The following is a 19,688-nucleotide window of genomic DNA, read 5'->3' as shown; positions in this document are numbered from 1 at the left end:
AAAAACATTATATTGATTTATATATTATTTGCAAATATATTGTTTGTGTTGCTAATAGGGAGGACATGTTATGTCTGCGACCAAACCTATCACCCAAGTGCGCCCGTTTTTTGACCGCGATACAGAAACCTGGAGCTATGTTGTGTACGACCACCCGGGCGGTAGTGCCGCGGTGGTGGATACGGTGCTCAATTTCGATCAGGCCTCCGGGCGCACCAGCACCACCGGTGCGGAAGAGATCATTCAATTTGTGCGCGCAGAAAAGCTCACCGTGGAGTGGATACTGGAAACCCACGCGCACGCTGACCATTTGTCCGCAGCGCCGTATATCCGGGAACAAGTGGGCGGCAAGATCGCCATTGGCGATCAAATCCGAAAAGTGCAAACCATCTTCCGCGACTTGTTTAACCTGGAGCGGGAATTTTTGGTGGACGGCAGCCAGTTTGACCACCTGTTTCACGACGGTGAAACCTTTACCGTCGGCGAGTTGCAGGGGAGGGTCATCTATGTTCCCGGCCATACACCGGCGGATATGGCCTGGTTGATCGGCGACGCTTTATTCGTGGGAGACACTCTGTTTATGCCTGATGTGGGTAGTGCCCGCTGCGATTTCCCCGGAGGCGATGCCACCACCTTGTACCGTTCGGCACAGAAACTGCTGGCACTGCCGGAAGATACGCGCATGTTTATGTGCCACGACTACCCGCCCGAAGGCGGGCGTGAGTATCGTTGCGAAACCACCGTGGGCGAACAGAAGCGCAATAACATTCACCTGCATGAAGGGATCAGCGAGGAGGAGTTTGTCGCCATGCGAAACAAACGCGATGCAACCCTGCCGATGCCGCGCCTGATCATTCCTTCTATTCAGGTAAACATTCGCGCCGGACAAATGCCGCCCCCGGAAGATAACGGCACCACCTATCTGAAAGTGCCGATCAACACACTCTAACGAGCACTTGGTGAACATTGGGTGGGCAGGTGAAATGGCTTTTAGCGTACTCATACAGGCCCGTTCCCCTTTTCCCACCCACAAATTGAGCCACTACGGAGAGCGTTGAAGTGACGACAGAGATCAAATATTTGGATGAGCAGGTCAGTGTTTCCGAGCAGTTGGACTGTGATGCTGTAGCCCGTTTAGCGCTGGCAGGTGTAGAGCTGGTTGTGTGCAATCGGCAGGAAAATGAGAGTGAGGATCAGCCGACATTTGCAGAGTTGGAAAAAGCCGCTCGCGAGAACGGCATGGAATTTATTGCCATTCCTTTTGCTCGCGGGCAGATGACGTTACAGCACTGTCGAGAATTCTCTGAATTGCTGGCGTCCGGCAAGAGGATTCATGCCTTTTGCCGTACCGGAAACCGCTCCTGCAACCTTTGGGCAGTTGCCTGCCGGCTCAAGGGGGCGGAGGATAAGTCTCTGCTTGCAAGCGCCCGCGCGGCGGGATTCGAAATCCGTGATGTGCTGGTTGCTTTTGATACTGAATAAACCAGATATCCACTAATAAAGGAAAACGCCATGCGTGCATTGTCGACCTGTCTGCCTGCCCTGGACTGGCTGGCAAACTACAACGCTCGCACATTCAGCCGCGATTTGATGGCCGCGATTGTCGTGACCATTATGTTGATTCCCCAGTCGCTGGCTTATGCGCTGCTGGCGGGGGTACCGGCACAGGTCGGGCTCTACGCGAGCATAGTGCCGCTGCTGGCCTACGCGGTGTTTGGTACCAGCCGGACTTTATCGGTGGGACCGGTTGCGGTGGCATCATTGATGAGCGCTTCGGCGCTCAGTGAAGTGGCGCTGCAGGGGACTACTGAGTATTTGCTTGCCGCCGCGCTATTGGCGTCTTTATCAGGTCTGTTTCTTGTTCTTCTCGGGTTGCTGAGACTAGGGTTTCTTGCCAACTTCCTCTCCCATCCAGTGATTTCCGGGTTTATCACTGCCTCTGGCATTTTGATTGCGCTAAGTCAATTGGGAACCATCCTCGGTGTTGGGGGGCGCGGTGACAATCTCCCCCAGTTGCTACTTTCGATAGCGGAAAAACTGGACAGCATCAATCCTTATACACTGGCTACTGGTGGTGCGGTCATACTGTTCCTACTTTGGTCGCGGGCTGGGGCGGTCCGGTTTCTCAAAGGGTTATCGTTGCGTGCACATACCGCCGACCTACTGGCTAAAGCCGCACCGGTGGTGGGGGTGTTGGCCAGTATAGCCGTTGCTGCGCTGTTTGATTTTGAAGGCAAGCAGGTGGCCCTGGTAGGAGAGATTCCTCCCGGTCTGCCAGGGTTACAGATTCCCGTATTTTCCCGAGAACTGTTTGAGGCACTGATAACACCGGCGATAATGATCTCCATTATTGGCTATGTGGAATCTGTGTCGGTTGGGAAGACACTCGCCGCCAAGCGCCGGCAGAAGATCGATGTAAACCGGGAACTGATCGCTCTCGGGGCGGCAAACGTCGGCTCCGGTATTTCCGGAGCTTTCCCTGTCACCGGAGGCTTTTCCCGCTCCGTGGTTAACTTTGATGCGGGGGCGGAGACGCAAATGGCAAGTGTCTTTACCGCTTTTGGCATTGCCTTGGCATCAGTATTTCTGACGCCTTTTCTCTACTATCTTCCCAAGGCCACCCTTGCGGCCACTATTATCGTTGCGGTAGTGTCGCTGGTGGATTTTACGATCCTGAAAAAGACTTGGCACTTTTCTCGCAGCGATTTTTTTGCGGTATTGGTTACCATAGCAATAACGTTGCTGTTTGGTGTTGAAGTCGGTGTATCCTGTGGTGTGGCAGCTTCCATACTCCTCTTCCTTTACCGCACTTCCCGCCCCCATATTGCCGAGGTTGGGCTGGTGGAAGGCACTGAGCACTTTCGCAATATTAAACGGCACAAGGTACTGACTGTGCCGGAGATACTGACCATTCGCGTTGACGAAAGTCTGATGTTTTCCAACGCAAGTTACCTGGAAGACCGTATCTACGCAGACTTGGCGGCCAATACGCAAGTGAAGCATGTGATATTGATGTGCAGTGCTATCAACGAGATAGACTGGAGTGCACTGGAAGTGTTGGAAGCGGTTAATGAACGGCTGGCAGAGCAGGGGATGCAACTGCATTTGTCCGAGGTAAAAGGCCCCGTGATGGACAGTCTACAGAAAAGCGGATTCCTGAAACATCTGTCCGGAAAAGTTTTTCTGACACAGTTTCAGGCATTTTCTCAGGTCCGGGCCAATTTGGTTTAGCCCATGAGCTCGAAAGGCAAGCCTTGATGAGTGTGCAATGAATTTGTAGCGGGGTGAGATTCTTCTTTGAATTCAAAATGGCTTAACGTCAGGAAGCGAATTATCCAGAGATTACTTATTGCTCGTTAAATGCTGCATTAGCTCCTTATTATTCTAAGGAACCTCTGATTAATTCGCGTGAACACAATAAGTAGGTTCCGGGACGCTCAGGCAATAGGACGGATATTTCGAAAACGCGCGAGTACTTCCCTGTAGCTCCGTCGGATACATCCCTGTATCCGACGGTTTCGAAATGTCCGTCCTATCACCTGAGCTTCACATCCGCCCCCGAAGAACCTCTGCCACCAGGAAATGAATTAATCAGAGGCTCCTTAGGTAAATCTATGAGCCAACTGACTTTTGCCGAAGCAGAATACACAACCAAAAAGCGGAAGACACGACGGGAACTCTTTCTCGAACATCTGGATAAGCTATTGCCTTGGAAACAGTTGGAGACACCTATAGCCAAGCACTATGCCCGTGGGGGAATAGGTCGCCCTCCCTATCCACTGTCTATGATGTTGCGTATTCACATTATGCAGCTGGTTTATAACCTGAGCGATCTGGCAATGGAGGATGCCCTGTACGAAATCGAGTCCATGCGCCGATTCGCCGGTGTCCGCTTGGACAAAATCCCGGATGAAACAACAATCCTAAATTTTCGGCACTTGTTGGAGAAACACAATCTGGGCAAGAAGCTGTTCCAAAAAATCAACAAACATCTTGATCAGCACGGCTTGATACTACGCGAAGGCAGTATTGTAGATGCCACTATCATTTCTTCTCCCAGCTCAACCAAGAATAAGAAAGGTGCTCTAGATCCAGAAATGCATCAGACTAGGAAAGGCAAGGAGTGGCATTTCGGCATGAAAATGCACATTGGCGTAGATGAGTCTCTGGGGCTGATACACAGTGTAGAAACAACACCAGAGAACGAACACGACCTGAATGTGGCACACAAGTTATTGCACGGCGATGAACAACGAGTTTGGGCCGACGCAGGCTATGGTGGCGCAAAGAAGCTAAAGAGCTTAAAAAACGGAACCTGGAATGGTTTATTGGTATGCGCCCAGGCTCACGTAAAAAGCTTGGTTGTTCACATACAAAAAAGCAGAGAAGATAAAGGCCAGTGTTCGGGACAAAGTAGAGCATGCTTTCTTTTATATCAAACGCATGTTTGGTTACAGCAAGATTCGCTATCTCGGTTTGGCGAAAAACACCAATCGCCTTTATGTGTTATCGGGGTTGGCGAACTTACTTCGCTGTCAAAAATATCTGCTGGCCTAGGGCCAGTGTGCCTGAAATCCGCTTGAAAGCGGATTTCAGGCAATAAAATGATCAGTTTTGGGAAGGAATCTAAAAAAATTTAGCTTCAACGTAAAAAATTTCATGAACACTATGAAATGGAGGGGTTATTCAGACCTTCCTTAGGTGCGTTGACCATGGGCCTCATGATTCATTTTGAGAGAGTGGTATTAAGAGAACCCGGGTGCGTACGGAAGGGGCGTTACAGCGGATATTGTCGTACATTTGTGGGGGGCGATTGGAACAGCACCTTAAAAATGAGAAGTGCGACTACTTTTTTGACGTTTAAATTGTCTATGAGCAGATGGCTCGGGTCAGTAGTCAGACATTAGGACAATACATACAAACGTGTAGTAAATCGTTCAGAGAGACATGCAGGTCAGTACAGGGAGGGTATCTTGGGCATCGACAGGGGGAGCTTTACCTCGCATTTTTCAGCCGATTTGGGACTGTATAAAAAAGCGACCGAAATATGCTCGGCCGCTATTTTTCCCCTTTTCAGACTATTAGCCGTAAGCCGCTGCCGGTACCTCATTTGTTTCCGTTTCCGCGGAAGTACGGATCAGATAATCAAAGGCGCCCAGGGCGGCGGTAGCGCCAGCGCCCATGGAGATAATAATCTGTTTGTAGGGCACTGTGGTTGCGTCGCCTGCGGCGTAGACACCGGGCAGGCTGGTGGCACCGCGTTCGTTGATCACGATTTCCCCCAGACGGTTGCGTTCCACCTCCGAATCCTGCAGCCATTCCGTGTTGGGGACCAGGCCGATTTGCACGAAGACACCAGCCAGTTCCAGCTGCTTGCTTTCACCACTGACCCGATCGGTGTAGCGGAGGCCGTTCACCTTGCTGCCGTCACCGAGTATTTCGGTGGTTTGTGCATTGGTGATGATGTCGATGTTATCCATGGATTCGGCCTTGCGTACCAGTACTTCGTCGGCGCGTAAGGTGTCGGCGAATTCCAGCACGGTAACATGTTTGACAATACCGGCGAGATCAATTGCCGCTTCTATGCCGGAGTTGCCGCCGCCGATCACCGCCACGTGTTTACCTTTGAAGAAGGGGCCATCGCAGTGAGGGCAGTAAGCGACGCCACGGGTTTTGTATTCCTCTTCACCGGGAACGCCCAGTTGTCTCCAGCGGGCGCCAGTGGCGAGCACTATCGCACGGCTTTGCAGGGTGGCACCGCTCTGTAGTTCAAGGTCAAGTAGTTGATTGCGGCTCAAATTCGCTGCACGTTGACCGGTAATAATATCCACGCCGTATTCTTTGACATGCTGCTCCAGACTGGCGGCGAGTTTGGGGCCTTCGGTGTAGGGAACAGAGATAAAGTTTTCAATACCTACGGTATCCATGACCTGTCCGCCGAAGCGTTCCGCGACCAGTCCGGTGCGGATGCCTTTGCGTGCCGCGTAGATAGCCGCTGCGGCTCCCGCCGGGCCACCACCTACAACTAATAAGTCGTAAGGCGCTTTTTCATTCAGTGTTTCGGCTTCGCGTTTGGCCGCATTGGTATCGAGCTTAGCGACAATTTCCTGCAGAGTCATACGACCCTGGGCGAAGTGTTCGCCATTCAGGTAAACGGAGGGTACGGCCATAATATTGTGCTGTTCAACTTCCTCCTGGAAGAGTGCACCGTCGATCATTTCATGGGTGATATTCGGGTTCAGTGTCGCCATCAGGTTGAGGGCCTGCACCACGTCCGGGCAGTTTTGGCACGACAATGAAATATAGGTTTCGAAGTGGTATTCGCCCTCCAAATTGCGGATTTGCTCCAGCAATTCCGGGTCGGCCTTGGCTGGGTGGCCGCCCGTTTGCAGCAGGGCGAGCACCAGAGAGGTGAATTCGTGTCCCAGGGGAATACCAGCGAAGCTTACACGGGCTTCTTCGCCTTTACGGGCGATAGCCATGCTCGGTGTGCGTTTGCCGTTGCCTTGCCGGGTTTCTATTTTGTCAGAGAGACTGGCGATTTCATCGGCCAGGGTCTCGAGCTCTTTGGATTTAGGTGTGTTGTCACCGGACACACGCAGTTCGATTGGCTCGATGATATTGCGCAGGTAGGTGTCCAGTTGCTGTTTCAGATTGGCGTCCAACATCGGTGTGTCCTGTTCATTGTGGGTTCGGTCAAAAAAGGCCCACCCGGAGGTGGGCAAATGGGATGGCAGTCCCGGTTGAGGGGGGGTTAAATCTTGCCGACCAGGTCCAGAGACGGCGCCAGAGTTTCGTCACCTTCTTTCCATTTGGCCGGGCATACTTCTCCCGGGTGGGCGGCGATGTACTGAGCGGCTTTGATTTTGCGCAGCAGCTCCTGGGCGTCGCGGCCGATTCCACCGGCGGTGATCTCTACGATCTGAATCTTGCCTTCCGGATCGATAACGAAGGTGCCGCGGTCGGCGATGCCTTCTTCTTCAATCATCACACCGAAGTTGCGGGTGATGGTGCCGGTGGGATCGCCGATCATCGGGAACTGGATTTTGCCGATGGTGTCGGAAGTGTCGTGCCACGCCTTGTGGGTAAAGTGGGTGTCGGTGGATACTGAGTAGATCTCGACGCCCAGCTTCTTGAATTCTTCATAGTTGTCCGCCAGATCGCCCAGCTCGGTGGGGCAGACGAAGGTGAAATCGGCGGGATAGAAGAAGAACACTGCCCACTTTCCTTTTACGTCGGCATCGCTGACGTCGATGAAGTCGCCACCTTGGTAGGCTTTGGCAGTAAAGGGCTTCAGTTCAGATTCAATGTAGCGGGACATAGATAGCTCCTTGTTCGCTCGTTTGCGTTAAATTGCTTGGACGCGATTAATACTATGGGTTAATGGCAGTTGATAAAAATAATCTATTTAAATGGCTCTGATAGCTTCAGTTGATTAAGCGAGATCCCTCCATAGTTGATTCCTTCTTGATATCAGGATTGCAGTGTCTGCTCTCATTGCAGATACTCCGGTAGTGACCAATGGTCCGGATCTGGTCCGGTGCCAGCAGTAACCCCGGGGAGCCTATGAGATTGATTCGTTTGTTGAAAAACGACTTGGCGCGTGAGGCCAAAGCGTGGGTCGAAGAAGGCTTGATCAGTGAGGCTCAGGCGGCACGGATCTGCGATCGCTATGGCGTAGACCTCCATCAAGATGGGAGCCGTTCCCTGGGTTACAGAGTGTTGGTGGGATTGGGATATCTCTTTATCGGCTTGGCAATGATCACTTTACTCGGTGCCAATTGGGATGAGATCCCGAGGGCGCTGCGCATGTGGGGCTTGATCCTGCTGACGGTATCTACTCAGGTAATCGCGTTGCGCCACTGTCTCAGCGGAAAGCATAACGCCGGAGTCGGATTGTTTCTGCTTGGTAACTTCTTCTATGGCGCGTCGATTATTCTAATTGCACAGATCTATCATCTTGGCGAGCATATGCCGGATGGGGTCTTTTGGTGGGCACTGGGGTGTCTGCCGTTCGCTGTGATGACAAAGAGTCCCTGGCTGGCGCTGCAGGCCAACACGCTTGCGTTGATCTGGTTCTTTATAGAGATCAGTCTCGGTTATTACCCGGGCCTGTTCCCGCTATTCGTGCTCAGTTCAGTGTATGTATTGTGGAAAGGGCCTCGGAGCGTATTGCTGCTGTTGGCGGTGCTCGTCAGTAGTGGTCTTTGGCTGGAGTATTCGCTGGCCGTGCTGTGGCGGGAAGATGATCAGTTTTTCTTATTCGATTTCCACGCCGAGCACCTGGTAGTGGCAGTGGCCTTGTTTATCTTGCTGTTCGCCACGGCTCAGCGGCTTGCCAGCCTGCCATCCTCGGCAGCCCGCGACTACGCCGCAATCATTTCTGTTTGGAGCTTACGCTTTGCACTGTTGCTGTTGTTGGTATTGAGCTTTTCCGGCCCGTGGAAAGACTTGCTGGATGCGGACTGGAAGCATCTGCCGTCTATGTGGGGGGTAACCGCATTACTGGGCGGCGGGGCTTTGTGGCTGGCGGAGAAAGCAGGGCGTACATCTTCGGTTGCCGCACTGTTGGTGGCTCTTCTACTTGCCGTTTCTGCAGTGCTGTTGTCCCGAGACCAGACTCACGCGGTGTACTATCAGGTTGCAGCAAATTTCTGCCTGATCGCGACAGGTATCTGGCTGGTTGTACGCGGTATCCACAGCGGTATCTCCCATTATTTCTTCCTCGGTGTGTTGTCTATTTTGGTCACCGCGCTGCTGCGTTATTTTGACTTGATCGGTGATTATGTGGGTGGGGCGGTGATGTTTATTGTGTTTGCCGCACTGCTTCTTGGCGCCGCCAAGTATTGGAAATATCAGCAATCGAGGGAGAGGTTGCTATGAAGCGGAAAATCCTGCTCGGTCTCGCCGCCGCCATTGGCTTTCAGTTTCTGACTTTGATTGGCATGTATCTGAGTGCGCAAATGCCACTGTGGACTGGAGAGGCAATCCGTCTGGAGGCGATACCGGTGGACCCGCGTTCACTGTTTCGCGGTAACTACGCGCGCCTGGAGTACGAAATTTCTCACTTGGATATCGCACTCTTTCCAGCGGGGAAAAGGCTGCGCGAAGGGGAGGTGATTTATGTTGCACTTACGGCTGACCGGCGTGGTATCTACCGGTTTGCCGGTGTCAGTCTGAAAAAACCACAGCAGGGCAGATTTCTGCGTGGCAGGATTGCGGGTAGCGGGTTCCGGGGTGCAATCAGTAGCTACAGAGTCCGCTATGGCATCGAGGCCTATTTCGCGCCTAAGGAAAAGGCTCTGGGGCTGGAAACGGATTTGCGCAAAGGGGGGATTGCTGAAGTGATGGTGTCAAAGAGCGGTCGGGCGCGGCTTAAGCATGTTTCGGCCAATCCCGCGAAATAGACAGTTACTGGTGGGGCGATGAGCGGCACCGGAATTTACCCCCGCGATATTTTCAGATTGATTCTGCTGCTGGAACTGGTGGCTCTAGTGGTGGGGTTGGTGGGTGTTTTCGTCTCTGGCGTTCAAGTGTATTGGCGGAGAGAATCGGTTTACGGGGACACTCTAACGGGCCTTATTTTCGCCACACTCAGCTTTCTGCTTGTGCTCTGGCTGATTCGCTCCAATTCGCATATTGGGGGCGTATTACGCAGGCATTGCGCTGACCTGCGCCACTTTATGGCCGCTTGTTCCGCCGTGCAGATTGTTGTGATTTCTCTTGCCGCCGGTATTTGCGAGGAGGTCTTGTTCCGCGGCTTTTTGCAGTCTTGGTTATCCCACCTCAGCTCACCTGCGGCTGGTTTACTGGTGGCGTCGCTGGTATTTGCCTTACTCCACTACGCCTCCTTTATCTATTTTGCCGCTACGTTTCTAGTGGGCATCGCCTTTGGGGTCTGCTACCGGATGACGGAGAGCCTGCTCTGTGTCGCGGTGTGGCATGCCGCCTACGACCTGTTTGTTCTCACGGTTATGCTCCGCTTTCCGCATCTGCTGCGGTTAGCAGAGGCGCGCTGAAGCGCATGTTCAACTTCAACTCGCACAGGTATCGAACATGCCCTTTCAATAACATTCCCTATAACGCTTCCAAAACACCCCACATTTACGGTTTTTAATTCCCATTTGTAATAAAAATATGATTTTAATAACCAAAGTATTCTAAAATTTTTCTCCTTTCTATTGCAATCGATTGCAATGCCGAATTATAGTGCAGGGGTGGTGTACGACCTTAAGAAAGCCCATTCTTGGTGCATGCAATCGTTTGCATGCGGTCGCAGTATAAAACGACCTGTTGTCGGAAAAATGACACCGCGAACAATAACTTGCATAAAAGCGAGGACGAGAGGGAAGAGTAGATGAATAAGAATCCTTTGGCCCAGGCGGTATCCCTGGCTGTAATTTCCCTGGGGTTCAGCGGGGGCCTGGTGGCTCAGCAGCTAAGCCAGGAACCCACTTCGGACACTATGGTGATTGAAGAGGTGGTGACCACTGGAACGCCCGGTGGCGCCAGCATTCGCAAGCTGGATGCCAGCTTCTCCATTACCACCTTGAATGACGATGAAATCGCAAAAGTCTCCCCGACCAGCACCGCGGATTTGATGAAGTCGATTCCCGGGCTTTGGGTAGAGAGCTCTGGCGGTGTTTCGGGCGCCAACATCGACGTGCGTGGCTTTCCCGGCGGCAGCGACGCACCTTTTGTAACCGTATCTTTGAATGGATTGCCGGTTTATCCCGCCCCGACATTGTCCTTCCTGGAAAACTCCTCGCTTTTTCGCATCGATGAGACCATTCAGCGGGTAGAGGGTTTGCGCGGTGGCCCCAACCCAGTCTACTCCAATGGTCAGCCTGGGTTGACCACGAACTTTATCCTGAAAGAGGGCACCGAGCAGACAGAAGGACGGCTGAAGTATTCCACCTCCGACTACGATCTGCAGCGGGCGGATGCACTGCTGACCGGCAAGCTGAGCGATGATGTCTACTACATGATTGGCGGTTATGTTAGCTCCTCTCCGGGGGTTCGCGACGCCGACTTCAGTGCAGAAGAAGGGCATCAGCTTACAGTACACCTGACTGCCGAGCTGGATAACGGTAAGGCCGGTTTCTATCTGCGGGATACTGACGATCACGGAACCTGGTATCTGCCTGGGGCCTCCACGCTCCCGGCGGATTACACCCAAGTAGGCCCCAGTAACCGCCGAGTACTGGTGCCCGTCAGCCAGGCGGATGGCAATGGCGGCTCCAGCACAGCGTGGCAGAGTTTCGATATGGGCGAAGGCCGTGGCTGGGATGGTAGTATCGGCGGCGCATACTTAGAGCTGGATCTTGGAGACGGCTGGACGCTCAATGAGCGTTTCTCTCTGACTTCTGGCAATGCGGATACTCTCGGTTTTGTACCCGATGGCAGCCCCGTGCGCCTGGATAGCCTGACGGATCTGAATGGCGACGCCATCACTTCTGCAACCACTGTCTCCGGCGCTACCGTCAGTGGAGATACCTTGGTGCAGCAGTTCGGTGCCTGGGTTGTACGCAAGGACATCGAGGCCGTGACCAACGACCTCAGCATTGCCAAACAATGGGATACGTTCAAAATCACTGCGGGCTATTACACTTCCAGTTGGGAGGTCAATGAGTGGTGGTCCATCGGCAACCAGAAATACTATGTCCTGGGGCATGACGGTGAACAGATTGCCAGTGTTGGCGGTGTTGGGGAGATCGCCTGTAATGCGGCCGGGGTGGCAACCTGCGGCTGGAGTTACGATGTAGATGCGAGCGGTGACGCCCGTGAAAACGCGCTTTACCTCGCCGGTGAGTTTTACCTTGGAGACTTCACATTCGACCTAGGGGTGCGTTCCGCAAACCGCGAAACCAATTATTCGGTGGATGATGGCGCGCTCGACGGGGTCTTCACCACCTACAAAGCAGACGAAGATGGTACAGCTTATACCGCTGCGGTGGACTGGGCGTTCGCCGACAATATGGGCAGCTTCTTCCGAATCAATTCCGGATTCAAATTTGCCGACTTCGATAACTACCGCGAGTTTGGCGATAGCTTCCGCGCTGGTTCCGATTTGGTGATTGATGTGGACCAGGCCGAGCTGGGTTACAAGTTGCAGGACGACAACTATTCCCTGTTCGCGACCTTGTTCTACAACGAGACCCAGGGGATGCCCGACTGTGTTGTCGGCAGTGATGTTTGCACCCGGCTGGAAACCGAAGCCACGGGCCTGGAGCTGGACGGCAAACTGTATTGGGGCGATTTCACTCTGGGGCTGAATGCCACCTTCCAGGACGCGGAAATCACCAGTGGCGAGTTTCAGGGCAACCAAGTACAGCGCCAGCCCGAACACCAGGTACGCCTGACTCAGAACTATGACTGGACCTTGAGCAACGGGGTGGAGGTATCCCTTTACGGGGCGGTCAGCCGGGTTGGCGAACGCTATAGTGATAGCAGTAATCTCACAACCCTGCCTGCCTACACCAAAGTGGATTTGGGCACGGTCTTTTACATCAATGACCTCAATGTTCAGTTGGCGGTGAACAACCTTACTGACGAAGAAGGTGCGACCGAAGGTGATCCTCGCGACCCGCTCGCAGCCAACGTGCGCTACATTTTGCCGCGCAATATCAAGTTGAGCGTCGCTTACGACTTCTAAACGTTTTATTGGCAGCACTAGTGCTCTCATCATCGCTTGCCGCATGGAACCCCACCATGCGGCTTTTTTTGTTTTGAGCACATGGGATGCGCTTGCGCAAATGAAACAGCGGTTCCTTGGTGCGGATTATCGATAAGTTGAAACTTCAGGCGCCGGGGCGGGGTATGTGGCAGATTTTCATCCCCAGAGGGGGAAGCCGGAGGCGGGCATTGCCTCCGGACTGGCTGCTTTAGGGAATCTCTGATTAATTCGCTTGAGCGCTATCGTTGGTTGCGGGGCGCTCCGGCAACGGGATGCTATTTCGAAAACACACGATGATTTCCCTGTAGTTTCGACGGATAGCTCCCTGTATCCGGCGGCTTCAAAATAGCCACCCCATCAACCGATCTTCTCATTGTGAGTAGACGTCTCGTTATCGTCAGGAGCGAATTAACCGGAGGCTCCTTAGGCGATAGAAGCGGAGATTGGGCTCGGTGTGTTGTGCGCTGAAAAAAAGCGTTCAGGCTCGAATTCAACCAGGCTGTTGAGAAGGTGGTCTGCGCTTTGTAGGGCGTTCCGGTCGCCGACTCCGACCGCAGTCATGCCCGCGGCCTGAATGGCGTCCACGCCCGCGGCCGCGTCCTCGAAGGCCAGACAGACGGCCGGCTCCGCCGCGAGCCCTGTGGCGGCGGCGAGGAAAATATCCGGTGCCGGTTTGGGGGCTGCCGCGCTTGGGTCCGCGATATAAGTAAAACAATCCGCGATTTCCAGGGCATTGAGTACCGCCGGTGCATTTTTGCTCGCGGACGCAAGGCCGATGGGGATATGGCGGCTGCGGAGCCAGTGCAGCAGTTCCCCGGCACCGGGCAGAAGATCGGCCGGCGAGAGTGTCTCGATCAGCGCCCTGTAGCAGTCGTTTTTACGCGAGGCCAGGGCCACTTTTTCCCCGTCGGTAAAATCCGGGCTGCGGTGGCCCAGGATCACTTCCAGTGAAGCCATGCGCTCAAGGCCTTTGAGGCCTTCTTCCATGGCGTCGTTCCAGGGCAGTTGCAGCTCTTTAGCCAATTGACGCCATGCTTGCAGATGCAGTCGGGCGGTATCGGCGATCACGCCGTCCAGGTCGAATATAGCCGCGTGGAAGCTCATACCAGTGCCTCCTGCACATTTGCCTGTTGGGCGGTAAGCGACTGCCCGGGTTGGGACAAGAGCAGGGATTCCCCGGCGTGGCGTAGTGTCAGCGGCGCACCGCTGACCAGGGTATAACGGGTTGATTCCCTATCCGCATCCAGCTCCAGAATGCTTTCCCGGAATTGCAGGCGGAAGCGGTAGCCTTGCAGCCCGTCGGGAATTGTTGGATTGAAATGTAAGGTGTCGCCGTGCAGCCGCATTCCGGCGAATCCTTGCACTAGGCACAGCCAGGTGCCGCCCATGCAGGCAGTGTGTATGCCGTGCTGGGTATTATTGTGGAGGTTGTCCAGATCCATACGGGCTACTTGTTGAAAGTAGCTGAGCGCCTTTTCGTGATAGCCCACTTCATTGGCAATAATGCTGTGGATGCAGGCGGATAGGGTGGAGTCGTGGGTGGTTCTCGGTTCGTAATAATCGAAATTACGGCGCTTTTGCTCCACGGTGAATTCCGGGCTCTGTAGAAAGAGTCCCAGAATTACATCTGCCTGCTTGCATACCTGGTGGCGGTAGATCACCAGAGGGTGATAGTTCAGCAACAGCGGATAGTGATCTGCGGGTGTATTTTCAAAGTCCCATTCCGGCTTGCCCAGAAAACTGTCGTCCTGGGGGTAGATGCCTAGGGTCTCGTCCTGCGGCAGGTACATGGCATCCGCCGCGCGGCGCCAGGCCGCGGGTTCGTCGGCGTCCAACCCGATGCGCTGCGCGAGCGCGGCGGCGGCTTGTGGTGCCTGGGCTTGCAGCCATTCATAGACTTCACAGGCGTAGTACAGGTGCGCGCGCGCCATCAGGTTTGTGTAGAAATTATTGTCCACCAGTGCCGTGTATTCATCCGGGCCGGTGACTTCATTGATGCAGAATTGGTTGTTGCGGCGCGGATTGTAGTGGCCGATTTCCAGCCACAGGCGCGCGCCCTCAATCACAATTTCCGCGCCCTTGTCTCGCAGGAAATCCGTGTCGCCAGTGACGCTGCAGTATTGTCGCACTGCGTAGGCGATATCCGCATTGATGTGAAATTGCGCGGTGCCCGCTGGATAGTAGGCCGAGCACTCTTCACCGCCGATGGTGCGCCAGGGGAAAAGTGCGCCTTTCTTGACAGCCAGTTCGCGAGCCCGGGACCGGGCGGCGTCGAGAATAGAGTGGCGATATTCCAGCAATCCCCGTGCCAGCTGCGGTTGGGTGTAGAGGAAAAATGGCAGGATGTAGATTTCCGTATCCCAGAAATAGTGGCCTTCGTAACCGTCTCCAGATAGTCCCTTGGCGGCGATATTGGTGCGGCCGCCCCGTCCCAGAGACTGGAACAGGTGGAAGAGGTTGAAGCGCATACCCTGCTGCAGGGTGTCGTTTCCGCGCAGCTCCAAATCGCTGCCGGCCCAGAATTCATCCAGCGCGCGGCGTTGTAGCGCGGCGTAATCTTCGAAATGCTTGCCGCTGCACCGCTCTAAATAGTCGCTCAGCTGAGTGGTGCTGATTGCGCTTTCATCCCGGCTCGCGAAATGTGCAACGTATTTGGTTAGCTGTATCGGCTTTCCGCGTTGGGCAGCCAGGCGGTATTCCACTGACACGCGGCAGTCATCGACAAAATAGCGCCGTGTACAGTCGGAAGCGCATTCCACCCGGTGCAGTGCCCCAGTGCCTAGGGTGAAGCCGCTGCTGTGGACCTTTTGTATGAGCGCCAGGGAATCGCCTTCAGCCAGTGTTTTCTGCAACTGGATATCTGAGCTATCGATGGGGGAGGCCAAGCGTGGATCATCGCTTTTTTCCGCTTGCGCGAGCCCTGCGTCCACCGATGAGACAAGCCGCACTTCGGCGTCGAAATCCAGCGGTATAAGGCGGAAATCCAGCGCGTAAAGATGCTTTTCAGTGAGCGACACCAATCGGCGGCTGTGCAGCTCCAGTGTCTTGCCCTGGGGAGAGCGCCAGCGGAGTTTTCTGTGCAGCAGGCCGGAAGCCATATCTAGGCGTCGTTCGTAGTCGAGTAGTGTTCCCTCCGCCAGGGAAAAGCGTTCCCCATCCAGCCATATTTGCAGCGCTTTGCCATTGGGCACGCTGAGCATGCGCTGGTTGTTCTTGGCATAGCCATAGGCACTCTCACCATAGGTGATAGGCTCACTGGCATAGACTCCGTTGAGGTAACAGCCGTCGGCAAAGGGTTCCGGCTCATAGCCTTCCTCGAAAGCGCCGCGCAGACCGATAAAGCCATTGCCCAGGGCAAACAGGGTGGCGTTTAGGTTGTAGTCCTGCGGCTGGAATTCGGGCTCCACCAGTTCCCAGGGATGCACCTGAAGTTTTGGTTGTTGTTGCTGCATAGCACCATCGCTTGTCGGATCTCAGAATTGGGGGCTTCCCCTTAGGCATGGGTATTGCCTTACTCTCAGTTTATCGTCTGTCCAGGTCTAAATGCAATCGATTGCAATACGTTGGATGAGACGCTTTGAGGGGCGGGTAATCGGCATCAAATTGCCTAAATTTATAGATAACCTATTGTTTTATAAGGGTTTTATAGAAAATCAGGTAACGGAGTGGTGAATTGGAGACGGGTTTTGGGTTCACTCTTCGGTTGTTTGTCTGCAAACGATTGCAGTAGTATCGCAGGACAGTCGCCCAATCGCTGTGCCAGCCGCAGCCTTAGCCATTCGCGGTGTGGGTGAAAAATGTACAATAACGGGCCGGCGAAGTCCCGGCCGCAGCAATGATGAAGAAGCCGCTATGAAGAACCCACGCGTACTTTTGTCCCTGTTCGCTATTTATCTGGTGTTCGCGATTTTGTTGAACAGTGTCGGCACTGTAATTTTGCAGGTGATCAATACTTATGGTGTCAGTAAATCCGCTGCCAGTGTGCTGGAGGGGTTTAAGGACATTCCCATCGGCATAGTATCTTTCCTGGTGGCCTCCCAGTTACCTCGCTTTGGTTTTAAAAACGCCATGTTGGTCGGGTTGGCGATTGTCACCGCGGCCAGCCTCTGTATGCCTTTGGTTCCCGCTTTCTGGACTGCAAAGTTGCTCTTTTTTTCTGTGGGTGTTGCCTTTGCGTTGGTAAAGGTCGCGGTCTATTCCTCTATCGGCTTATTGGCACGGGACCGCAAGACACACGCATCCATGGTAAACACACTGGAGGGGGTGTTTATGGTGGGTGTACTTGGGGGTTACTGGTTGTTCAGTGCATTTATCGACTCCTCCGACCCTGAGTCTACCGCGTGGTTGAACGTATACTGGGTGCTGGCTGCCATTTGCGCGCTCACCTTTGTGTTGCTGTGGACGACAGCACTAGATGAAACCGGTACGCGTATCGAAGGTGAAAGCCCCATGCGGGAGTTTTTTGCCATGCTGCGCCTGGTGGCCAGGCCGCTGGTGTGTATTTATATTATTTCAGCCTTTTTTTACGTGTTGATAGAGCAGGGCATAGGCACCTGGCTGCCTACTTTCAATAACGAAATCCTAAAACTCCCTCCCGCCATGAGTGTGCAGGCCACGAGTATTTTTGCCGCCGGTTTGGCGATCGGTCGGCTGGGGGCGGGCGCGATGATGCGGCGCGTGCATTGGTACCCCGTATTAAATGGGTGCCTGGTGGCGATGGCGGTTTTGATTCTGCTGACTCTGCCGCTGGCGGAGGGGATAGTGCCAAAGGCAGAGATCAATTGGCTGAACGCACCGGTGGCGGCCTTTATTCTGCCGTTGATTGGCCTCTTTATGGCCCCCATCTACCCGGCGATTAACTCCGTGATGCTGAGTTCGCTGCCAAAGCACCAGCACTCGGCGATGACCGGTTTATTGGTGATTTTTTCCGCACTGGGCGGTACTACTGGCTCATTGATTACCGGCACAGTCTTCGAGGCGTTTGACGGTCGTTTCGCCTTCTATCTGTCACTGGTACCAATTGGCGTCATCCTATTGAGCCTGTTCTTTTTCCGCCGTGCGGTGGAACGCGTGGGCCGGCCAGATTACCCCGAAGCTGCGCTCTCCTCTTCCCAGTGAACGCGGTTTTACAAACCCCTGAAGCGCGCCTAAGATGGCGCCTTCTTTGTTTTTCTAGGTAATGGCGCCATGCGCAAGGATAGCTCTGCTCCTGTATCCATGTCTGATATTGCGCGTTTGGCCGGGGTGTCTGAATCCACCGTGTCTCGCGCGCTGAATAACAGTCCGCTGATCAACGAAAAGACCCGTGAGCGCATTCAAAGCATTGCTCGCTCGGTGAATTACAAGGTCAATGAAAGCGCGCGCAATTTGCGCCTGCAGCGCAGCCATACCGTTTCAGTGGTTATCAATACCGGCAAAACTGGTGGCCAGTCTTTTTCCGATCCTTTTATGATCGATATGATCGGGGCTATCGCCGATGAGCTGGCAAGGTATAAATACGATCTGCTGTTTGCCAGCAGTGTCGTCACCAGTGCCGACTGGCACTCTTACCTGTTGGGTGCCCGTCGTGCGGATGGTGTTATCGTGATCGGCCAGGGGGTCGATGACACCCCGCTGCGTGAATTGCAGCGGCTCGGCGATCCGCTGGTAGTGTGGGGAGGGATGCACAGGGCTGGGGCGGATTACTGCATCGTCAGCAGCGACAATAAAATGGGTGGCCGTCAGGCCACTGAGCACCTGATCGGCCTGGGGCGCAGGAAAATCGTCTTTCTCGGCGACATCGCCCACCCCGAGATCGAAGCGCGTTACCAGGGCTATCTGGCCGCTCTGGATGGTTCTGGTCTGCAAGCGAGCGCCTGGCAGGTAGGCTCCGCTTTTTCCATTGAAGCCGGCTACCAGAGCGTGACGGATTTGATCAAAAGCGGGCCTGCCGGTTTCGATGCCATCTTTGCCGCCAGTGACAATATCGCCATGGGGGCGATCAAGGCGTTGCAAGACTGTGGTTATCAAGTACCCCGAGATGTTGCCGTCGTTGGCTTTGACGATATTCCCATAGCCCCTTTCTACACTCCGCCGCTGACCACTGTGCGACAAAATATCCACCGGGGTGGTGAACTGCTGGTAGACCGGATAATGCGCCTGGTATCCGGGAAACAGGCGGATTCGGAGGTCCTGCCCACTGAGCTGGTGGTCCGAGCTTCCTGCGGTGCTGGTCCGGGCTACCAGCCCCCTACGGATGCGTTGTAGGGGGCCAGGTCTGGCTGATTCTCCGGCAGTTAAAGCAGCGCTCCGGCGATCAGTGCGAAAACCAGTGCGGTAAAGGTGAACGCCAGAACAGCAAGCACGCCGTCGTGGGCCACCAGCGCCAGTCCAAAGGCGGCCAGTGCCATACCGGCAAAAGTCGCGGAGAAGGGCACTATTTCCATTACCGGCAGCCCCAATGCAATCACGGTGCAGATCACCGCTATGACATAGGTGCCCGAGCGGTGTACCAGGAACATCAGTCGCGGCCGCAACCAGAGGTCGCTCCAATAGGCTGGTTTATGCAGCCAGTCCAGTGTTTTTAACAGTTTTTCTTTCGACATTGACCGGTTCAGTAACCAGTGCGGCAGCCAAAAGCGTCGCCGCCCCAATAGCAACTGCACGGTAACGAGCAGTACCAGAATAGCCATCAGTGTGGGAACGCCGGGAATTCCGGAAAGCGGTGAGAAGAGAATAATCCCAGCCAGCAATAACAGCGGCGCAAATGCGCGTCTGCCAACGGCCCGGACCACCAAGTCCAAAGAGACGCGTTTGCGGCGCTTGGCGGTTTTTTCAATGTGTTCCAGCAGCTGGGTCAGACTGGTGAATTCTCGAGACATCTGGGCCTGCCGGTAGGCGATTGTGAGCGAGCAGTGCAAACCGAAGCGGCGATTCCAGTATATCTAGCTGAACTTTCTACCAAACCGCCATAGGGTCCCAGCGCGCTTTGAATAACAATAGTTTATCAGGGTTAACAAAAAAATTTATTTAA

Annotated in this window: 14 protein-coding genes and 1 pseudogene; 10 read left to right on the top strand and 5 right to left on the bottom strand. The window is 54.2% G+C overall.

Features of this window, described 5'->3' with window-relative positions; genetic code table 11:
• Window positions 1-70: 70 nt before the first annotated feature.
• From BM155_RS04130 to BM155_RS04115, 4 genes and pseudogenes are all read left to right on the top strand, one after another.
• A complete protein-coding gene (locus BM155_RS04130) occupies window positions 71-949 on the top strand; it encodes an MBL fold metallo-hydrolase (protein ID WP_067153599.1) in 879 nt (292 codons plus the stop codon).
• A 110-nt stretch (window positions 950-1,059) separates the two neighbouring features.
• Entirely contained in the window at window positions 1,060-1,482 is a 423-nt protein-coding gene (locus tag BM155_RS04125) for a protein tyrosine phosphatase family protein (RefSeq protein WP_074901206.1), read from the top strand.
• A 30-nt stretch (window positions 1,483-1,512) separates the two neighbouring features.
• On the top strand, window positions 1,513-3,231 hold the full coding sequence (locus tag BM155_RS04120; RefSeq protein WP_074901204.1) for a SulP family inorganic anion transporter: 1,719 nt from the start codon (window positions 1,513-1,515) through the stop codon (window positions 3,229-3,231).
• 383 nt (window positions 3,232-3,614) lie between these two features.
• Window positions 3,615-4,557: pseudogene (locus tag BM155_RS04115) on the top strand (IS5 family transposase).
• A gap of 524 nt (window positions 4,558-5,081) precedes the next feature.
• Here the strand turns inward: BM155_RS04115 and ahpF are convergent.
• Both ahpF and ahpC read right to left on the bottom strand, forming a co-directional pair.
• A complete protein-coding gene (gene ahpF, locus BM155_RS04110; protein WP_074901427.1) occupies window positions 5,082-6,668 on the bottom strand; it encodes an alkyl hydroperoxide reductase subunit F in 1,587 nt (528 codons plus the stop codon).
• An 86-nt stretch (window positions 6,669-6,754) separates the two neighbouring features.
• The gene (gene ahpC / locus BM155_RS04105) at window positions 6,755-7,321 is read right to left on the bottom strand and encodes an alkyl hydroperoxide reductase subunit C (RefSeq protein ID WP_074901202.1); all 567 of its coding nucleotides are present in this window, start codon (window positions 7,319-7,321) and stop codon (window positions 6,755-6,757) included.
• Between the two features lie 245 nt (window positions 7,322-7,566).
• Here ahpC and BM155_RS04100 point away from each other — a divergent pair, with 245 nt between their 5' ends.
• The 4 genes from BM155_RS04100 (at window position 7,567) to BM155_RS04085 (ending at window position 12,655) form a co-directional block, all read left to right on the top strand.
• Window positions 7,567-8,883 (top strand): DUF2157 domain-containing protein, encoded by a 1,317-nt coding sequence (locus BM155_RS04100; RefSeq protein ID WP_067153591.1) that lies wholly within the window; start codon window positions 7,567-7,569, stop codon window positions 8,881-8,883.
• A complete protein-coding gene (locus tag BM155_RS04095) occupies window positions 8,880-9,407 on the top strand; it encodes a GDYXXLXY domain-containing protein (RefSeq protein WP_074901200.1) in 528 nt (175 codons plus the stop codon). The genes BM155_RS04100 and BM155_RS04095 overlap by 4 nt, the downstream gene beginning before the upstream one ends.
• A gap of 57 nt (window positions 9,408-9,464) precedes the next feature.
• Complete coding sequence (locus BM155_RS04090) at window positions 9,465-10,019, top strand: CPBP family intramembrane glutamic endopeptidase (protein WP_175487752.1); 555 nt, start codon at window positions 9,465-9,467, stop codon at window positions 10,017-10,019.
• A 338-nt stretch (window positions 10,020-10,357) separates the two neighbouring features.
• Window positions 10,358-12,655 (top strand): TonB-dependent receptor, encoded by a 2,298-nt coding sequence (locus BM155_RS04085; protein WP_067153588.1) that lies wholly within the window; start codon window positions 10,358-10,360, stop codon window positions 12,653-12,655.
• A 444-nt stretch (window positions 12,656-13,099) separates the two neighbouring features.
• On the opposite strand, the gene pgmB is transcribed toward BM155_RS04085, so the two are convergent.
• Both pgmB and BM155_RS04075 read right to left on the bottom strand, forming a co-directional pair.
• The gene (gene pgmB, locus BM155_RS04080) at window positions 13,100-13,780 is read right to left on the bottom strand and encodes a beta-phosphoglucomutase (protein ID WP_074901195.1); all 681 of its coding nucleotides are present in this window, start codon (window positions 13,778-13,780) and stop codon (window positions 13,100-13,102) included.
• On the bottom strand, window positions 13,777-16,128 hold the full coding sequence (locus BM155_RS04075) for a glycoside hydrolase family 65 protein (RefSeq protein ID WP_074901193.1): 2,352 nt from the start codon (window positions 16,126-16,128) through the stop codon (window positions 13,777-13,779). The genes pgmB and BM155_RS04075 overlap by 4 nt, the downstream gene beginning before the upstream one ends.
• Before the next feature lie 400 nt (window positions 16,129-16,528).
• On the opposite strand from BM155_RS04075, the gene BM155_RS04070 reads away from it, so the two are divergent.
• The gene (locus BM155_RS04070) at window positions 16,529-17,794 is read left to right on the top strand and encodes an MFS transporter (RefSeq protein WP_067153586.1); all 1,266 of its coding nucleotides are present in this window, start codon (window positions 16,529-16,531) and stop codon (window positions 17,792-17,794) included.
• A gap of 69 nt (window positions 17,795-17,863) precedes the next feature.
• Complete coding sequence (locus BM155_RS04065) at window positions 17,864-18,922, top strand: LacI family DNA-binding transcriptional regulator (RefSeq protein ID WP_067153585.1); 1,059 nt, start codon at window positions 17,864-17,866, stop codon at window positions 18,920-18,922.
• A gap of 29 nt (window positions 18,923-18,951) precedes the next feature.
• Here BM155_RS04065 and BM155_RS04060 read toward each other — a convergent pair whose 3' ends face one another.
• Entirely contained in the window at window positions 18,952-19,536 is a 585-nt protein-coding gene (locus BM155_RS04060) for an exopolysaccharide biosynthesis protein (RefSeq protein ID WP_074901192.1), read from the bottom strand.
• Window positions 19,537-19,688 lie beyond the last annotated feature (152 nt).

Origin of the sequence: Microbulbifer thermotolerans, assembly GCF_900112305.1 — a bacterium.
GTDB classification, from domain to species: domain Bacteria; phylum Pseudomonadota; class Gammaproteobacteria; order Pseudomonadales; family Cellvibrionaceae; genus Microbulbifer; species Microbulbifer thermotolerans.
This window is presented reverse-complemented; position numbering and strand designations above follow the sequence as displayed.